This window comes from Streptomyces lateritius (assembly GCF_014649715.1).
In the GTDB taxonomy this organism is placed as follows: Bacteria; Actinomycetota; Actinomycetes; order Streptomycetales; family Streptomycetaceae; genus Streptomyces; species Streptomyces lateritius.
The window spans coordinates 209,280-226,925 of record NZ_BMTO01000001.1 but is presented as its reverse complement, the minus strand read 5'-3'; the positions used below and the strand labels follow the sequence as shown (position 1 = coordinate 226,925).

Annotated in this window: 12 protein-coding genes and 1 pseudogene; 5 read left to right on the top strand and 8 right to left on the bottom strand. The window is 71.6% G+C overall.

The annotated features are described in order from the left end of the window. The 3 genes and pseudogenes from IE136_RS01085 to IE136_RS01075 all read left to right on the top strand — a co-directional run. A partial coding sequence (locus IE136_RS01085; protein ID WP_189599173.1) for a hypothetical protein occupies positions 1 to 1,742 on the top strand: 1,742 nt, incomplete at its 5' end. 163 nt (positions 1,743 to 1,905) lie between these two features. Beyond that, positions 1,906 to 2,769 (top strand): annotated as a pseudogene (locus IE136_RS01080) (metal-dependent hydrolase); the annotation flags it as partial. A 21-nt stretch (positions 2,770 to 2,790) separates the two neighbouring features. Further along, complete coding sequence (locus IE136_RS01075; RefSeq protein WP_189599331.1) at positions 2,791 to 3,879, top strand: PDR/VanB family oxidoreductase; 1,089 nt, start codon at positions 2,791 to 2,793, stop codon at positions 3,877 to 3,879. Here the strand turns inward: IE136_RS01075 and IE136_RS01070 are convergent, their stop codons facing one another. Further along, positions 3,880 to 4,188, bottom strand: a complete 309-nt coding sequence (locus tag IE136_RS01070; protein WP_158986726.1) for a hypothetical protein — start codon at positions 4,186 to 4,188, stop codon at positions 3,880 to 3,882. 38 nt (positions 4,189 to 4,226) lie between these two features. Here IE136_RS01070 and IE136_RS01065 point away from each other — a divergent pair, with 38 nt between their 5' ends. Then, entirely contained in the window at positions 4,227 to 4,940 is a 714-nt protein-coding gene (locus tag IE136_RS01065) for a TetR/AcrR family transcriptional regulator (protein ID WP_158986728.1), read from the top strand. On the opposite strand, the gene IE136_RS01060 is transcribed toward IE136_RS01065, so the two are convergent. Continuing rightward, positions 4,925 to 5,257: a 5-carboxymethyl-2-hydroxymuconate Delta-isomerase gene (locus IE136_RS01060; protein WP_158986730.1), complete on the bottom strand. Its 333-nt coding sequence runs from the start codon at positions 5,255 to 5,257 to the stop codon at positions 4,925 to 4,927. The genes IE136_RS01065 and IE136_RS01060 overlap by 16 nt on opposite strands. Positions 5,258 to 5,307: 50 nt before the next feature. On the opposite strand from IE136_RS01060, the gene IE136_RS01055 reads away from it, so the two are divergent. Next, entirely contained in the window at positions 5,308 to 5,826 is a 519-nt protein-coding gene (locus IE136_RS01055; RefSeq protein ID WP_189599172.1) for a GNAT family N-acetyltransferase, read from the top strand. Here IE136_RS01055 and pulA read toward each other — a convergent pair. From pulA to IE136_RS01025, 6 genes are all read right to left on the bottom strand, one after another. Next, positions 5,813 to 11,197 (bottom strand): pullulanase-type alpha-1,6-glucosidase, encoded by a 5,385-nt coding sequence (gene pulA, locus IE136_RS01050; protein ID WP_189599171.1) that lies wholly within the window; start codon positions 11,195 to 11,197, stop codon positions 5,813 to 5,815. The genes IE136_RS01055 and pulA overlap by 14 nt on opposite strands. Before the next feature lie 68 nt (positions 11,198 to 11,265). Further along, positions 11,266 to 12,966 (bottom strand): carbohydrate-binding module family 20 domain-containing protein, encoded by a 1,701-nt coding sequence (locus tag IE136_RS01045; protein WP_158986734.1) that lies wholly within the window; start codon positions 12,964 to 12,966, stop codon positions 11,266 to 11,268. A gap of 149 nt (positions 12,967 to 13,115) precedes the next feature. Continuing rightward, positions 13,116 to 14,177, bottom strand: a complete 1,062-nt coding sequence (locus IE136_RS01040) for a LacI family DNA-binding transcriptional regulator (protein ID WP_158986736.1) — start codon at positions 14,175 to 14,177, stop codon at positions 13,116 to 13,118. Continuing rightward, positions 14,165 to 15,832: a glycoside hydrolase family 13 protein gene (locus tag IE136_RS01035; RefSeq protein ID WP_158986738.1), complete on the bottom strand. Its 1,668-nt coding sequence runs from the start codon at positions 15,830 to 15,832 to the stop codon at positions 14,165 to 14,167. The genes IE136_RS01040 and IE136_RS01035 overlap by 13 nt, the downstream gene beginning before the upstream one ends. A gap of 97 nt (positions 15,833 to 15,929) precedes the next feature. Continuing rightward, positions 15,930 to 16,796 carry a sugar ABC transporter permease gene (locus IE136_RS01030; RefSeq protein ID WP_158994205.1) on the bottom strand — a complete coding sequence of 289 codons (867 nt, stop codon included), beginning with the start codon at positions 16,794 to 16,796 and terminating at the stop codon, positions 15,930 to 15,932. Continuing rightward, positions 16,790 to 17,646 (bottom strand): carbohydrate ABC transporter permease (locus IE136_RS01025; RefSeq protein WP_229818586.1); only part of this gene is annotated, 857 nt, incomplete at its 5' end. The genes IE136_RS01025 and IE136_RS01030, both read right to left, overlap by 7 nt.

The following is a 17,646-nucleotide window of genomic DNA, read 5'->3' as shown; positions in this document are numbered from 1 at the left end:
CGCTGCCGCGCCGCCGGACGTCCGGGGCCGCCGCCGCGGGCTCCGGCGGCGGGCCGGAGGACGCCGTCGACCCCGGGTACGCGTACGTGCGGGGCGAGGTCCTCCGGCAGGCGCTGATCGCCGGTCTGCCGCTGCGGCGGCGGGCGCTGCCGCGACGGGCGCAGTTTCCTCCGCTGCTGCCGCACGTGTGGGGGCTGCGGCTGTTCCCCCGCGCGGGCGGTGCCGACGAACTGGCCCTGGACCAGCGGCTGTCGGCGCTCTCGGGGCCCGCGCGCGCGGCGTACGTGCTGCGCGGTCTGGAGCGGCAGGGGGACCCGGAGGTGCTGCGGATGCTCGCGGCTGCCGGGGTGGAGGACGCTACGGCCGCCCTGGCGGAGGCGGACGGCGTGGAGGCGCACTACGGGCTGCTCGACTCGCCCGAGTTCGACCCCTGCTCGCTCCAGGCGCGGCCGACGGATCTGATGCGGCGCCGCCAGCACGGCAAGGCGGCGCTGGCCGCGGCGGCGGCCGTGGTCGTGTGCGGGACGCTGCTCGGGCTGCCGGGGGACGGCTGGGGAAGAAACGGTGCTGCGGCCCCTTCGTACGCCCGGAATCCGGCGGCGGAGGCGGCGCTCGACCCGGGGAAGGTGAAGCGAGTCGCCCCGGCGGTGTGGCAGCTCTCCACACGGACGGACTTCTCGGTGTGGCCGGAGCGCGGCGGCCTGGTCGGCGACCGGGCGCTGCTGCGGCGGGCGCTCGCCGTGTGGGCGCGGCCCGGCGGTTCGGTGCGGACGTCGGCGACGCCCGGGACGCCGGTGGGGCCGCCGATGGGGCCGCCGCAGCTGCTGTACGCGGGTGAGGTCGACGGGGCGCGGGTGGTGCTGTTCCACGACGGGCTGCGGGCGGTGCGGTACGCGGAGCCGGTCGGGGAGACGAGTGGGGCGGCGCTGGACTTCGCGCGGACGGACGGGGCCGACGCGGTCGGCTCCTCGGCGCTCGTCGTCTCGCGCAGCTCGGCCGCCGTGCGCTATCTGACGGCTCCTTGGGTGCGGGAGACGGCGGTACGGGACCTGTTGGCGCCGGCGAAGGAGCCGTGGCCGCTGGAGCGGGACGCGGAGGGGGTGACCGGGGCGATGCTCAGCCCGGCGCAGGCGCGGGGGTGCGCGTCCTGGAACACGCTGCAGGTGCGGGACGGGGCGGGGACGCGCCTGCTGACGGACTTGGGCGAGCTGGTGCCGGCCCGGCTGACCTCGGGACCGCCGGCGGCACCGGTGGACGCGACGGGGGCGGAGGCGCGGGCCGGGTGGGCGCGGACGGCGTGCCAGCTGGCGGCGGTCCGTTCGCACGGGGTGCGGTCGGTGAACGCCTGGCGGTTCGCCGAGCAGCGGCTGCCGGAGGGCGGGGGCCGGGCGGCCTGGCTGTGCACGCGGGCGGAGACCTGGAGGGGGACGGGGAGCAGGGTCCTGGCGCAGTTCCAGGTCCCTGCTCCGGACGTGGCGGCGGCGCTCGCGGCGAAGGCGGACGGGTCGCCGGCGTGCGGGGTGCGGGAGCCGCGGGTCCTGGCGGGGGTGCTGTGGCAGGCGAGGAGCGGCCGCTGGTACGTCCTGGCGGCGGGCAGCGAGGACGTGGCCTCACTCCGCACCTCGGGCGGCGTCACCGCCCATGCGAAGGGCCACCTCCTGGCCCTGAAGACGGAGCCCGGCGCCCGCGCGAACCTCTCCGGCACGCTGACCGACGGCACGACCCTGACGGCCCTCCGCTAGGCCGTGTCCGTGAAGTCCCGCCTGCCCTGCGGGCGGCGCCGCTTTCCGGACACGCCCCAGGGACTCCGAGGCCCCGGCCGGCGGTCCACCGCCGGCCGTCCACGGCGAAAAACCCCGTGCACGACCCTGTCGCGGGGTCCTTACCCCTCAGTACATTGACGGTATGTCTAATACGCAGCCTGCGCCGGTGGCGTCGGAGCGCATCGAGCTCAAGGCACGGAAGGTCTCCTTCGACTGGGAGGAGACCCCGCTCCACTGGGTTCCCGGCGACCCGTTCACGACCCACACCATCAACGTGCTGCACCTGCTGCTTCCGGCCGGTGAACGCTGGTTCGTGCACGTGTACAAGCAGGTGCTCCCGTACATCACCGACGACCGGCTGCGCGCGGACGTCATCGGCTTCATCGGGCAGGAGGCAGTGCACTCCCAGGCCCACGACGACGTCCTCCCCCACCTCAAGAAGCTCGGCCTCGACCCCACGCCCTACACCGCCCAGGTCGACTGGTTCTTCGAGAAGCTGCTCGGTGACCGGACCCTGCCGCCCGGAAGGCCGCGGCGCTGGTGGCTGATGGAGCGGGTCGCCCTCATCGCCGCCATCGAGCACTACACCGCCTTCCTCGGCAACTGGGTCCTCAACGCCGAGGAACTCGACCGTCGGGGCGCCGATCCCACCATGCTCGACCTGCTGCGATGGCACGGCGCGGAAGAGGTCGAGCACCGCTCCGTCGCCTTCGAACTCTTCATGCACCTCGACGGCGGCTACCGCCGCCGCGCCCGCACCTGGGCCACCGCCTTCACCGCCATGGTCTTCCTCTGGCAGCGCGGCACCCGCTTCTTCATGGAGAACGACCCCACCCTCGTCGACGGCAAGGCCTCGGTCGGCCAACTCGTCCGCAAGGGCAGGGAAGGCCTGCTGCCCTCCACGCCCGACCTGCTGCGCGCGGTCCCCCGCTACCTCAGCCGCTCCTACCACCCCTCCCAGGAGGGCGACACCGCCCAGGCGGTGGCCTACCTCGCCTCCTCCCCCCGGCGCCAACGGAGGCCGTTGATGTCCCGACCGGTCACCCTCGCCCTGGTCGCCGGAGCCGCGCTCCTCGCCAAGCGGGCCATGCGCCGCCGGATCAACGCCGCCCCGCTGTGGCCCATGCCCGCCCTGGACGAGCCGACATCGGGCCGCGGCCGCCTCGCCACCGTCACCCGGAAGGTCCTCGTCACCGGCCGCAGCTCGCCCGCCGAGGGCGTCGTCCAGCTGCGCCTCGAAGGCACCGGCCTGCCCGCCTGGCAGCCCGGCGCCCACGTCGACCTGGTGCTCCCCTCCGGCCTGGTGCGCCAGTACTCGCTCTGCGGTGACCCGGCCGACACCGACACGTACACCGTGGCGACCCGGCTCGTGGAGGGCGGCCGGGGCGGCTCCCGCGAGGTGCACGAACAGCTCCACGAGGGCACCGAGATCGAGGTCCGCGGCCCCCGCAACCGCTTCCCGCTCGTCGACGCCCCCTCCTACGTCTTCGTCGCCGGCGGCATCGGCATCACGCCCGTCCTGCCCATGCTGCGCGCGGCCGACCGGGCCGGCGCCGACTGGCGGCTGCTGTACTGCGGACGCAGCCGCGCCACCATGCCGTACCTCGACGAGATCGAGAAGCTCGGCGGCGGGCGGAGCGAGACGGGGGTCCCGCCGGCCGGAGGCCGGGGGAGGGTGACAGTGGTCGCCGAGGACGAGTCCGGGGTTCCGGAGCTCGGTTTCCTCGCCGACACCCCGCCCGAGACAGCCGTCTTCTGCTGCGGGCCGGACGGGCTGATGGACGCCGTGGCCGCCGCCCTGCCCGACGGCCGCACCCCCCGCCTGGAGCGCTTCTCCCCCGCCGCCGCGGGCGGCGGCGCCTTCGAGGTCGAACTGCGGCGCACCGGGCGCACGTTGACGGTGGCACCGGACCGGTCCGTGCTCGCCGCGGTGCGAGGGGCTGTGCCGGGTGTCCCTTACTCCTGCGAGCAGGGCTTCTGCGGTACCTGCCAACAGCGGGTCCTTGCGGGCGAGGTCGACCACCGGGACGAGCTGCTCACCGACGCGGAGCGGAGCGACTCGATGCTGATCTGTGTCTCGCGGTGCGCCGGTGAACGGCTGGTCCTCGACCTCTGATCAGGGAAGGATCAGCCAGTCGAAGACGAGCGCGGCGGCGAGGCCGGCCACCAGCAGCCAGGTGCCCAGCCGCGTACGGCCGTTGCGGGAGAGTTCGATCACCACACCGCAGAGGATCATGGCCAGTCCGTACACCCCGACGACCAGCACGGACGTACGGCTGGCCAGTCTGATCACCAGGACGGCCGCCATCGCGACCAGCAGGACGGACGCGGCCGCCATCCGCAGCCGGCGTGCCTGCCTGGGCGTCATGCCCGTCGCCTCGGCCTCGGAGGTCGCTGCCGGGGTGTCCTGATCAGAAGCGCTCATGTGGTGGGAGCGTAACGGACGCCCGTTAGGCTGTTCGCATGACGACCGGGGTGCGCCGCAGGATGGGCGTCGAGGAGCGCAAGCAGCAGCTGATCGGGGTGGCCCTCGAGCTGTTCAGCCACCGCTCTCCCGACGAGGTCTCCATCGACGAGATCGCCGCGGCCGCCGGCATCTCGCGGCCGCTGGTCTACCACTACTTCCCCGGCAAGCAGAGCCTGTACGAGGCGGCGCTGCGGCGGGCGGCCGACGAGCTGGCCGCGCGGTTCCTGGAGCCGCCGCAGGGGCCGCTGGGGGCGCGGCTGCTGCGGGTGATGGGCCGGTTCTTCGACTTCGTGGAGGAGCACGGGCCGGGTTTCTCGGCGCTGATGCGCGGCGGCCCCGCCGTGGGTTCGTCCACCACGAACGCGATGATCGACGAGGTGCGGCAGGCCGCCTACGAGCAGATCCTGGCCCATCTGGAGGTGGCGCACCCTTCGGCGCGGCTCGAACTGGTCGTCCGCTCGTGGGTGTCGCTCGCCGAGTCGACGGCGCTGCTCTGGCTGGACGGGCGGCGGGTGCCGCGCGCGGAGCTGGAGTTGCAGCTGGTGCACGACTTCGCGGCGCTGGCCGCGGTGAGCGCCGCGTACGACGAGGAGATGGCGGACGTCCTGATCCGGATCCTCGGTGACGAGCCGGCCGACGGGCCGTTCGGTGAGCTGGTCGGCCGGCTGCTCGTGCTGGCGCCGCAGTTGCCGGCTCAGCCCTTGCGGTAGGAGGCGTCGAGGTCGCGTACCTCGGCGGAGATCCGTACCCCTTCGGTCTGCTTGAGGTGCGCGGGCAGCAGCGCGACGACAGCCTCGGCCAGGCGGGCCTTGGTCTCGTCGGTGCGGCCCGGCAGGAGCGCGATGTCGACGTGGACGACGACGTCGTCGGTCGAGCCGTCCCCGCAGACGGTCTCCTCGATCTCGCGGAAGCGGGTCTTGCAGGCATCGATCCGGGTGTCGACGGTCTCCACGACGAGCGGGTGCAGGGCGAGCGCGAAGCCCCGCCGGTCGAGTGGTGCGGAGTAGTCCACGGTGATCTGCGGCATGGGGGCTCCCGGTCGAAAGGATGTCTGGCCACAGCTTTACGGTGATCGCCATGACGACACAAGTGGCCTTCCGGCAGGCGGACGACCGGGATCTCGACGTGCTGGTGGGGCTGTTCGACGGGGCGGCGCGGTGGATGGTGCGCGGCGGCATCGACCAGTGGAAGCCGGGCGACAAGACCACGGAGCACTTCCGGTCGCGGATGGCGGCGGGCGAGGTGTGGCTGGCGTCCCAGGGGGGTCGGCCCGTCGGCGCGTACGAGCTGTGGTGGGAGGACGAGCAGGCCTGGGGGCCGCAGCCGCCGGTCGCGGGCTATGTCCACCGGTTGATGACGGACCGGGAGAGCGCCCCCGCCGGGGCCGGCCGGGCGCTGCTCGCGCACGCGGAGGAGCGGATCGCGGCCGGCGGCCGGGCGGTGGCACGGCTGGACTGTCTGTCGAGCAACCCGCGGCTGCGTGCCTACTACGAGGCCGCGGGGTACACGGCCGTCGGCGAGGAGCCGGGAAAGCTCGCCGCCGACGGCACGCGTTACGGGGTCACGCTCCTGGAGAAGGCGCTCAACGTGCGGTGAACACCGCCACCGTGCGGGCCGGGACCGTGAAGGTGCCCGAACCCGTCTCGTAGGAGGCGGACTTGACGGTGGTGTCGGCGCCGGCGGCCTGGACCGGGTGGAGGGTGTAGTCCTTTCCGGCCAGGCCGGTGACCCGCTGGGTCTGCCGGTCGGGGGTGGCGTTGAAGACCACGACCAGGTCGCCGAGGCGCATCGTGATCACGCCGGGGGTCTCCCCGGTGCCGGAGAGCGGGAAGGACAGGGCGTCCTGGACCTGTCCGGCGGTGGCGAGGGAGAAGACCGGCTCGGTGGTACGGATCTTCTGCAGGTCCCGGTAGGCGGCCGAGGCGCCGTCGATCTGGTCGCAGCCGACCGTCAGGGACGGGGCGGTGAGCAGCGGCTTTCCGTAGCCCCACTTGGCCTTGTTGTCGGCCGCGGGGGGCAGGCCGCGGCCGAAGCCGTTGCCGTCCCGGCAGTCCCAGTGGATGGCGTTGAACCAGTCGCCGCTGTCGTACGAATTGCGGTCCAGGGACTTGGAGCGCAGCAGGTCCGAGCCGGCCTGGGAGAGCGCGGGGCCCTGCGAGAGGGTCGCGGTCGCCATGGCGAGGACCTGCATCCTGGCCCGGTCGGCGGCCGAGGTGGCCGCCGGCAGCTTGAAGGCGAGGGCGTCGTAGAGGGTCTCGTTGTCGTGGGCGTCGGCGTAGGCGAGGGCGTCGCCCGGGACGGCGGCGTAGCCGGCCGGGGCGCCGTTGTAGTCGACCTGGGAGCCCTTGACCGTTCGGCCCGAGGTGTCGGTGAAGGAGTAGGAGGCGAGGTTGCCGCTCAGTCCCACCTTGATCAGGTCCTGGTAGTGGAGGAGGCGGGCCTTCTGCTGCTCGGGGGTGCCGTTGGCGGTCGAGGAGTTGGGGTCGGTGAACAGGCCCGATGCGAAGCCCTGGACGCCGGGGTCCTCGTCGAAGGGGCCGCCGCCGCGGACGGCGTCGCGGGCCCGGTCGGAGAAGGTGGCGATGCCGGTCCCGGCCATGTTCTTCTGGGTGGCCTGGACGAAGCGGGCGTCGTCGGCGATCTCGCCGAAGTTCCAGCCCTCGCCGTAGAGGACGATCGCCTTACCGTCGACGCCGTCCTTCTCGACGGTCAGCGCGTCGAGCGCCTTGCGGACGGCGAGGATGTTGTCCTTCGGGTGGTGTCCCATGAGGTCGAAGCGGAAGCCGTCGACCTTGTACTGCTTGGCCCAGGTGACGACCGAGTCGACGACGAGCTTGCCCATCATGGCGTTCTCGGGCGCGGTGTTGGCGCAGCAGGTGGAGGTGGCGACGGAGCCGTCGGCCTGGAGCCGCTGGTAGTAGCCGGGGACGATCCGGTCGAGGACCGACTTCTCCGACTGTCCGGCGGCGACGGTGTGGTTGTAGACGACGTCCATGACGGTGCGCAGGCCGGCGCCGTTGAGGGACGCGACCATCTGCCGGAACTCGACCGTGCGGCGGCTGCCTTCGGGGTCGGTGGCGTAGGAGCCCTCGGGGACGGTGTAGTGCAGCGGGTCGTAGCCCCAGTTGTAGGCGTCCCTGGCCGCGGCGGCGGCAACGCAGGCCTGCTGCTCCTCGGAGTCGGGGGCGTAGACCGACAGGTCGCAGGCCGGGGTGGTCTGCTCGGACTTCTTCTCGGGGATGGTGCCGATGTCGAAGGCGGGCAGGAGGTGGACGTAGGAGGTCCCGGAGGCGGCCAGCGCCTTGAGGTGTCGGGAGCCCTTGCTGCCGGCGTCCGTGAAGGCGAGGTAGGTGCCCTTGTGGTCGGCCTCGGCCGTCGGGTCGGCGATCGAGAAGTCGCGGATGTGCAGCTCCTGGATCTGGGCGTCCCGCAGTGGCACGGCGGCCGGCTTCTTCAGGCCGGCCCAGCCCTGGGGGGCGAGCTTCGGGTCGGCGAGGTCGACGACGAGGCTGTGGGTGGAGTCGGTGGTCAGGGCGGTGGCGTAGGGGTCGGTGACCTTGTTGGTGACGACCTGCCGGACGCTGGGCGCCCAGACCTTCACCGTGTACCGGTACGGCTTGCCGGTCCACGCGCGCGTGCCGGTGACCGACCAGACGCCGGAGGCGGCGTCGCGGCGCATGGGGACGGCCTTGCCGTCGAGTTCGAGGGTGACGGACTGGGCGGTGGGGGCCCACAGGGAGAGGGTGGGGCGGCCGTCGCGGAAGACCGGGCCGAGGGCGGCCCTGGTGGCCTTCGGCGCGTAGAGGTCGTCGAGGACGCCGGCGAGCTGGACGCCGGTGGCGGTGAGGACCGCCCCGTTCGCCGCGTACTGGGCGGCGACGAGCTGGCCCTTGAGGGCTTCGCGGACGCGGTCGCGGTCGCGCGGGTCGACGGTGAAGGCGCCGTAGGACTTCAGGTGGGGGAAGGCGGCCTTCTGGGCGTCGGTCAGCTCGGTGCGGTTCAGGCGCAGCACCTGGCGGTCGCCGGTGAGGGTGCCGTCCTGGACGGTGATCGAGCCGTCGCGGGAGGTGAGGAGTGCGTGGGAGGCGGCGGTGTCGTCGCCGTTCCAGGCGAGGGTGGTCTCGTCGATCCAGACCGCCTGGGCCTTGGTCAGGTCGAGGGCCGCGCCGCTGCCCTTGGGCTGCGGCAGCAGGTACTTCTCCTGGCCGCCGAGCATCCAGACCTCGTGGCCGTTCGCCTTGAGGTCGAGGGACTGGTCGGTGGGCAGGTCCTTCTCGTCGCCCTTGTGGAGGATGTAGCTGAGGGAGGTCGCGCCCGGTGCGAGCGGGACTTCGTAGACCGCTCCGTAGGCGTCGGTACGCACCGGCTCCAGCGGCTTGGACCAGTCGGTCGGGTTCGCGGCGCCGGTCCAGGTGTGCAGGCCCCAGCCCGCGTGGTTCCCGTCGGCCCGCTTGTAGTGGAGGACGGCCTTGGTCGTGTCCTGGGGCGGGTACGCGCCTTCGGGCGCGGCGTTGAGGACGGTCGGGCTGCCCTGCTCGATCCAGACCTCGCCGGTCTTGGAGAGGTCGATGGCGCGGTCGGCGTCGGTGTCCTTGACCCCGTCCTTGTTCACGGCGATGAAGCCGACCGAGGAGGCGCCTGGCTTGAGCTTGACGTAGGCGAAGGCGCCGTAGGCGTCACGGCCGGTGAAGGGCTTGCCGGCGGGCCAGGTGGTGCCTTCGCCGTCGGCGATGTCGCCCCAGGTGTAGAGGCCCCAGTCGTCGTAGTTCCCGTCCGTACGCTTGTAGTGGACGATCGCGTAGTCGCGCTGGGTTGCGGTCGGCGGCTGTTCGACGGCGGGGGCGCCGCTGGTCGTCGCGGCGGTGGCGCTCGCGGTGCGGCCGGTGCTGTCGACGACGACTGCCTTGTAGCGCAGGGCGGTGCCGGCCGGTGCGGTGACCTTCTGGGTGACCTTGTAGGGGGCGTGGTCGGCGGAGCCGAGGACCTGCCACTTCCCGCTGCCGGTCTGGGCGGCGAAGACCACCCGGTTGAGGCTGCCGCCGTCGACGTCGGCAGAGATCTCGACGGTGCCGGTGGCACCGGCCGCGGGGGCCTCGAGTGTGATCGTCGGCGCCGTGGCGGGCGCGGGGAGCGGCGTGGCCGCCTTGAGGACGAGGGAGCCGAGGGCGGGGACGGTGACCTTGATCTTCGTGTCGGCGGCGCTGGTGACGCGGGTGTCGCCGCCGTGGATCGCGGTGAACCGCGTGTGCGGGGCGGAGCCGGTCGGGATCTCGACGGTCTTCGCCTCGGTGGCGCTGTTCACGGCGACCACGTACTCGGCCGGCCCCGTCTTCGCGCGGGCGTCGGTACGGGAGAAGGCGTAGACCGAGCCCTCGGCGTACCGCTGCTCCTGGACGCCGTCGCGCAGCGCCGGGTTCTTCCGGGTCAGCTCGGCGAGGCGGGCGATCTGCCGGTAGAGGGGGTGCGCGGTGTCGTACGCGTCGTCCGCGTGGGTGCGGTCGGTGCCGAGCTGGTCGTCGTCCAGGTAGTCGGCGGCCTTCGAGCCGAACAGCGTCTGGCGGGCGTCCTTGTCGCCGCCGGGCCCGGTGAAGCCCTGCTCGTCGCCGTAGTAGACGACGGGGTTGCCCCGGCTGAGGAACATCAGCTCGTTGGCGAGCCGGTAGCGCCGCAGCAGTTCGGCGTCGTCGGCCTTCGGGTTGTCCTGCTTGAGGAAGGCGCCGAAGCGGCCCATGTCGTGGTTGCCGAGGAAGGGCACCGACTCGTAGGCGTTGGCCTTGTCGGTGGTGTAGCGGTAGTCCTGGGAGAAGAGGTTCGCCAGCTTGTCGGCGGAGCCGCTCTGCGAGGCGAAGGCGCGGGCCGCGTCCTGGAAGGGGAAGTCGAGGGTGGCGTCCAGGCGGCCCTCGGTCACGTACGGCGCGGTGACCGCGGGGTCGGCGGAGTAGACCTCGCCGAACATGAAGAAGTCGTCACGGCCGCGCCGGGCCGCGTACTCGTCGAGGGCGGTGGCCCACTGGGTCCAGAACTCGGTGTTGACGTGCTTGACCGTGTCGATGCGGAAGCCGTCGATGTCGAAGTCGCGCACCCAGCGCTGGTAGATCTTCTCCATGCCCTCGACGACCTCGGGACGCTCGGTCCACAGGTCGTCCAGGCCGACGAAGTCGCCGTTGGCGGAGGACTCGCCGGCGAAGGTGGAGTCGCCCCGGTTGTGGTACATCGTGGGGTCGTTGAGCCAGGAGGGGACCTTGAGGTTCCTCTTGTCGGGGGCCACCACGGGCGTGCGGGGGAAGGAGTCCCTGTCGACGGGCGGGAAGCGCTTCGACCCGTCGGCGTAGTCGGCGTCGTCGAAGGGGGCGCCGTCCTTGGTGAGGTAGGGGAAGGCTCCCTTGGAGAGGTACGTGTAGGACTTCTCCTGGTAGTCGACGACGTCGGCGGTGTGGTTGGTGATGACGTCGAAGAAGACCTTCATGCCCTTGGCGTGGGCCTGGTCGATCAGCTTCTCCAGGTCGGCGTTGGTGCCGAAGTGCGGGTCGACCTGGGTGAAGTCGGTGATCCAGTATCCGTGGTAGCCGGCGCTCGCGTCCTTGCCGGCGCCCTGCACGGGCTGGTTCTTGAAGATCGGCGCCAGCCAGATGGCGGTGGTGCCGAGGCCTTTGATGTAGTCGAGCTTCCGGGTCAGTCCCTTGAGGTCGCCGCCCTGGTAGAAGCCCTTGTCGCTGGGGTCGAAGCCGGTCTCCAGGCGGGTGCCGGTGAGGCCGCCGCGGTCGTTGCGGGTGTCTCCGTTGGCGAACCGGTCGGGCAGGACGAAGTAGAACTGCTCCCGCGTGAGGTCGTGCCGTGCGGGCTGCGCGGCGAGCGCCTTGTCGGAGGGCGGGGGCGGCGGCGGGGGCGCGGCGGCCGCGGGCAGGGCCGGCACGAGGGCCGCGCACAGGGCGGTGGCCACGGCGGCCGCCGTTCTCTTGCGTATCACGAGGGTTCTCCCTGGAGGTACGGGAAGGAGGGCCGCCCCCGGCGGGGCGGCCCTGGCGAGAAGGGGTGTCAGGTGCGGAAGGTGTCGTTCAGGACGATCTGGCCGGACGAGGGGACCGTCGCCGTGCGGTTGGCGCCCGACTCCCAGGTGACGTTTCCGGCCGCGTCCTTGCGGATGTACTTGTACTCGAAGGCCGTGCCGGCGGGCAGGGCCACGTCCAGCTTCCAGACGGGGTAGGCCGCCGGGTCGAGCTTGCGCGCCGAGGCCGCGTTCCAGTTGCCGAGGGCCGCCTGGTTGCCGGTGACATAGATGTTCTGGCCGGTGACGGTCGTGGCGTTCACCTGGAAGGACGCGCCGGTGCTCGCGGGCGGGGTCGGAGTCGTGCCGCCTCCGCATGTCTTGGCGTTGACGTGCAGCGCGACCGCCGTGTTCGAGGCGAGCGTCGCCGTGAACTGGCCGGCGGAGTTCACCGTGACGGCGTTGCCCGTCTGCACGTCGCAGTAGGTGCCGGCGGGCAGCCCCGTCTGGAAGGTGCGGGTGAGCGCGGAGCCCTCGTGGTTGATCGCCACGTACGCCTTGGCGCCGCGCCCGAAGGCGATCGCGTTGTTGCCGTTGTCCCACCAGTTGGTGACGGACGTGCCCCGGGCGGCGTTGCGGAAGCCGACCATCGAGGCGATCTCGCGCCAGGCGTGCTGGCACTTCCAGCCGTCGCTGTAACAGGCGTTGACCTGCCCGCCGTTCGGCGCGCCCGCGTCCTTGTCGGACCACTCGTAGCCGGAGTGGACGTCCGGTGAGCCGTAGGGCCAGGCCAGCATGAAGACCGAGGCGAGCGTGTAGGTGGCGCCCGACTTGTAGTTCAGGGTGTCGCCACCGCGCTCGGTGTCGTGGTTGTCGACGAAGACGCCGGACTTGCCGGAGGCCATGTACCCCCAGGACTCGCCGAAGTTGCTCAGGTAGGAGAGCTTCTCCGAGCCGAAGATCCGCTTGAGGTCCCGTGCGTAGCGGAACTCCTGCACGTCTCCGTTGCCGAGGTACTCGCTGGGCGAGACGGCCTCGCCCGCGCCGAATATCGCCTCCTGCTTCCAGTAGACACCCGGGTTCGTCAGCCGCGACTTGATGTTCGCGAGGTCGGCGGCCGGCATGTGCTTCGCCGCGTCGACGCGGAAGCCGTCGACGCCGAGCGTGAGCAGGTCGTTCATGTACGCGGCGATCCGGCCGCGCGTCCAGTCCTCGCCGGTGTCGAGGTCCGGGAGGCCGACGAGCTCGCAGTTCTGCACGTCCGCCCGGTCCTGGTAGTTCGAGATCGTGGACCGGCAGTCGTCCATGTCGGCGCCCGAATAGAGGCCCGGGTAGTCGTACTTCGAGAAGGAGGTGCCGCCGGTGCCCGTGCCGGAGGCGTTCGCCATGTGGTTGATGACGGTGTCGGCGACGACCTTCACACCGGCCGCGTGGCAGGTGTCGACCATGGCCTTGAACGCGGTGCGGTCGCCGAGGGGGCCGGCGATCTTGTAGCTGACGGGCTGGTAGGCGGTCCACCACGTGCTGCCCTGGATGCGCTCCTGGGGCGGTGAGACCTGGACGTAGCCGTAACCGGCCGGGCCGAGCTGCTCGGTGCAGGCCTTCGCCACGGAGGCGAACTTCCACTCGAACATCACCGCGGTGACGTCTTTCTCACCGGGCGGGGCGGCCTGCGCGGGGGCGGGTGCCGTGACGGCCACAGCGGCTCCCGCCACGACGGCGAGTGCAGCGGCCACGGTCTTTCTGGCCATGTTTCCTCCTGGGGAAGGGAGGTGCGGGGGGGCGAAGCAGGTTCGCAATCTCTTGCTGCAAGAAAGCAGCAAGTGTTTTCGGTCGTGACCGTACGAGTCCCCCGGCGCCCGGTCAACCCTTTGGACACACTCCCGCTACCCGCCGGAAATCAACGGGTGCGCGGCTGAGCCGTGGAGCCCCTTACCACCAGCTCCGGCTGGAAGACGAACTCCGTGCGCTGCACCGGGTTCCCCTCGATCTCTTCCAGGAGCGCCCCGACCGCCGCCGTCGCCATGGCCTGAACCGGCTGGCGTACGGTCGTCAACGGCGGGTCGGTGAAGGCGATCAGCGGCGAGTCGTCGAAGCCGACCACCGACACGTCGTGGGGCACGTCGAGGCCCCGGGCCCGCACCGCGCGGATCGCGCCGAGCGCCATGAGGTCGGAGCCGCAGACGATGCCCGTGCAGCCCTGGTCGAGGAGGATGTCGGCCGCCGCGTGCCCGCCCTCGACGCCGAACAGCGTGGGGCGGACGTACCGTTCGGCCTCCGCCCGCTCCACGCCCAGCAGGTCGTGCAGTTCGGCGGCGAAGCCCTCGGCCTTGCGCCGTGAGGGGACGTACCGCGTCGGCCCGGTGGCGAGTCCGATCCGCTCGTGGCCCAGCTCGACCAGGTGCCGTACGGCCATCCGCGCCGCCGCCCGGTCGTCGGGCGAGACAAAGTTGGCGTCGACGCGTTCGTTGAAGCCGTTGATGAGGACGAACGGGACGCCTCGCGCGGCCAGCCGGACGTAGCGGGCCGGGTCGGCGGAGGCGTCCGCGTGCAGACCCGAGAGGAAGACGATGCCGGTGACCCCGCGCTCCTCCAGCTGCTCGACCAGCTCGTCCTCGGTGGCGCCGCCCGGCATCTGGGTGCAGAGCACCGGGGTGTAGCCGTGTCCGGCCAGCACCTGTTCGATGACCTGGGCGAACGCCGGGAAGATGGGATTGATCAGCTCCGGCACGACCAGGCCGACCAGGCCCGCGCTGCGGCGTCTGAGCCGTACGGGACGTTCGTAGCCGAGCACGTCGAGCGCGGCGAGGACCTTGTGCCGGGTCCCGCCGGCCACGCCCGCCTTGCCGTTGAGGACACGGCTGACGGTGGCCTCGCTCACCCCCGACTGGGCCGCGATGTCCGCGAGCCGCGGGGCGCCGTTCCCGGCGCCCCGCGGCAGGGGGATCGTCACACCGCCCACCAGACGGTGGTGTCGGCGGGCAGCTCCACGACGCCCTCCCCGTGGGAGACGGGCTCGTTGGAGAGGAGGAACCGGCCGGGCAGCGGGACGGGAATGGCCCGGCCGGTGGTGTTGGCGGTGCAGACGAAGCCGTCGCGGCGGAACGCGAGGACGCCCTCGGGCGCCTCCATCCACTCGACGTCCTCGCCGGCACCGAGTCCGGGCTGTTCGCGGCGCACGGCGAGCGCGCTGCGGTACAGCTCCAGGGTGGAGCCGGGATCCCCGGCCTGGGCCTCGACGCTGAGCCCGCCCCAGGTGGCGGGCTGCGGCAGCCAGCTGCCGCCGTCACCGAAGCCGTACGAGCTGCCCTCGACGGTCCACGGAATCGGGACCCGGCAGCCGTCGCGGAAGCCGTCCTGGCCGGTGGCCCGGAAGAACGACGGGTCCTGACGGACCTCGTCGGGCAGGTCGGTGACGTCCGGCAGGCCGAGCTCCTCGCCCTGGTAGACGTAGGCCGAGCCGGGCAGCGCCAGCATCAGCAGGGTCGCGGCCCGCGCGCGGCGCAGGCCGAGCTCTCGGTCGCCGGCCGTCCGCAGCTGCGTGCCGAGGCCGGCCGGGTTGGCGAAGCGGGTGGCGTGCCGGGTGACGTCGTGGTTCGAGAGCACCCACGTCGCCGGGGCGCCGACCGGACGCATCGCGGCGAGCGAGTCGTCGATGACCCGGCGCAGCTCCTCGGCGTCCCAGTGGGTGCCGAGGTACTGGAAGTTGAACGCCTGGTGCATCTCGTCGGGGCGCACGTAGTTCGCGGTGCGCTCGACGGTCGGGGTCCACGCCTCGGCGACGAGGACGCGCTCACCGTCGTACTCGCCGAGCACCTGGCGCCAGGAGCGGTATATCTCGTGGACGCCGTCCTGGTCGAAGAAGGGCATGACGTCGTTGCCGAGCAGCTTCAGCTGGTCGTGGGCGCCGATGTCGGGCAGGCCCTCGGCCTTGACCAGACCGTGGGCGACGTCGACGCGGAAGCCGTCGACGCCCATGTCGAGCCAGAAGCGCAGGATGGAGCGGAACTCGTCGCGCACGGCCGGGTGTTCCCAGTTGAAGTCGGGCTGCTCGGGCGCGAAGAGGTGGAGGTACCACTCACCGGGGGTGCCGTCCGGCTCCGTGACGCGGGTCCAGGCGGGGCCGCCGAAGATGGACTCCCAGTCGTTCGGCGGCTCGGAGCCGTCCTCGCCCTTGCCGGTACGGAAGTGGTAACGCTCGCGCAGCGGCGAGCCGGGGCCCTCGCGCAGTGCCCGCTGGAACCACTCGTGCTGGTCGGAGGAGTGGTTGGGGACCAGGTCGACGATGATCCGCAGGTCCAGCTCGTGCGCCTCGCGGATCAGCGCGTCGGCGTCGAGGAGGGAGCCGAACATGGGGTCGATGGCCCGGTAGTCGGCCACGTCGTAGCCGGCGTCGGCCTGCGGGGAGGCGTAGAAGGGGGAGAGCCAGACGGCGTCGACGCCCAGCTCCTTCAGGTACGGCAGCCGGCCGCGGATGCCCTCCAGGTCGCCCATGCCGTCGCCGTTTCCGTCGGCGAAGCTGCGCGGGTAGACCTGGTAGATCACCGCGTCTCTCCACCAGCCCGTGTGCGTGCCGGTGGTCGGGGCGGCGGCGGGGGCAGCGAGATGCTGGGTCATGACTTCCCTGGGAGGTAAGGAGTGGGGGCGGCGCGGCTCCGCCGTCCGACACGGGGACGGAGCCGAGCGCCGCTCTTGTGAAGGTGCGGGTGGGTGCTCAGCCCTTGACGGCGCCGGCGGACATGCCGGTCACCAGGTGCCGCTGGGCGAAGAGGAACACCAGGGCGGCCGGGATGGCGATGAGCACGGAGGCCGCGGACATCGGGCCCCACTGGGCGCCGTACTGGTTGACGAACTTCTGCAGACCGCCCGCCAGCGTCAGGTTCTCGTCGCCGACCATGAAGGCGGAGGCGTAGGCGACCTCGCCCCACGCGGTGATGAAGGAGTAGAACGCGGTCACCGCGATGCCGGGCTTGGCGAGCGGAAGGATCAGCCGCCAGAAGGTGCCGAACGGGTTGAGGCCGTCGACGTAACCGGACTCGTCGATCTCGCGCGGGATGGTGTCGAAGAAGCCCTTCATCATCCAGGCGCAGAAGGGGACGGCGATGGTCAGGTACGTGATGACCAGGCCGGCCGACTTATTCAGCAGCCCCAGCGACGACATGATGTTGTAGATCGGCACGATCAGGACCGCGACCGGGAACATCTGGGTGATCAGCAGCGTCCACATCAGTCCCCGCTTGCCGGGGAAACGGAAGCGGCTGACGGCGTAGCCGGTGGTGGAGGCGATGAAGACGCCGAGGATCGTGGTGAGGCCCGCGACGAGCAGCGAGTTGCCGAACCAGGCGAGGAACTGGGTGTTCTCCAGCAGGTCGGTGTAGTTCGCGAGCGTCGTCTCCTTGACGAAGTCGGTCGTGGTCGCGTACGTGGCCGGCTTCAGCGAGGTGAGCAGGACCCACAGCACCGGGAAGACGGCGATCACGGAGGCCACGATCAGGGTGAGGTGCAGCCCGACCGAGGCGAGCGGCGAACGGCGTCCGCGGATCGGCGTGTGGGTGGCGGTGGTCTGTGCGGTGGTCACCAGACTTCTCCCTGCTTGCGGAGGACTCGCCGGTAGACCGCGGCGAAGACCATCAGGAGGACCAGGATCAGGACGCCCCAGGTGGACGACTGGGCGAAGTCACGGGGGCTGATCTCGAAGGAGAACTTGTACGCCTGGGTGACCAGGATCTGGGTGGCCTCACCGGGTCCGCCCCGGGTGAGCAGGAAGATCACCGGGAACATGTTGAAGGTCCAGATGGTGCTCAGCAGGATCACGGTGGTGGAGACCGAGCGCAGGCCGGGCAGCGTGATGTGCCGGAAGCGCTGCCAGGCGTTGGCACCGTCCATCTCCGCGGCCTCGTACAGCTCACCGGGGATGGACTGCAGGCCACCGAGCAGGGCGACCATCATGAACGGGATGCCGAGCCAGACGTTCACGGCGATGACCGAGAACTTGGCCCAGGTGGGGTCGTTCAGCCACGGCACGGCGTCGAGGCCGCCACCGGCGAGGATCTGGTTGAGCATGCCGCGGCGCTCGTCGTAGAGGAAGCGCCAGGCGAAGACAGAGACGAAGCCGGGCACGGCCCAGGGCAGGATCAGCAGCATCCGGTAGACGGAGCGGCCGGCGATCCTGCGGTTGAGGATGTTGGCGAGGGCCAGGCCGAGGGCGAAGGTGACGGACACACAGGACACCGTCCACACCAGCGTCCAGCCCAGGGTGGAGAGGAACTGCCCTCCGGTGAGCGCGTCGGCGTAGTTGTCCAGGCCCACGAACTCGTACGTCGCGGGAATGTTGTTGACGCCGATGCTCCGCGCGACGTTGCGCTCGTTCGCGTCGGTGAGGGAGAGGTAGATGCCTCGGATCAGCGGATAGCCGATGATCACACCGATCA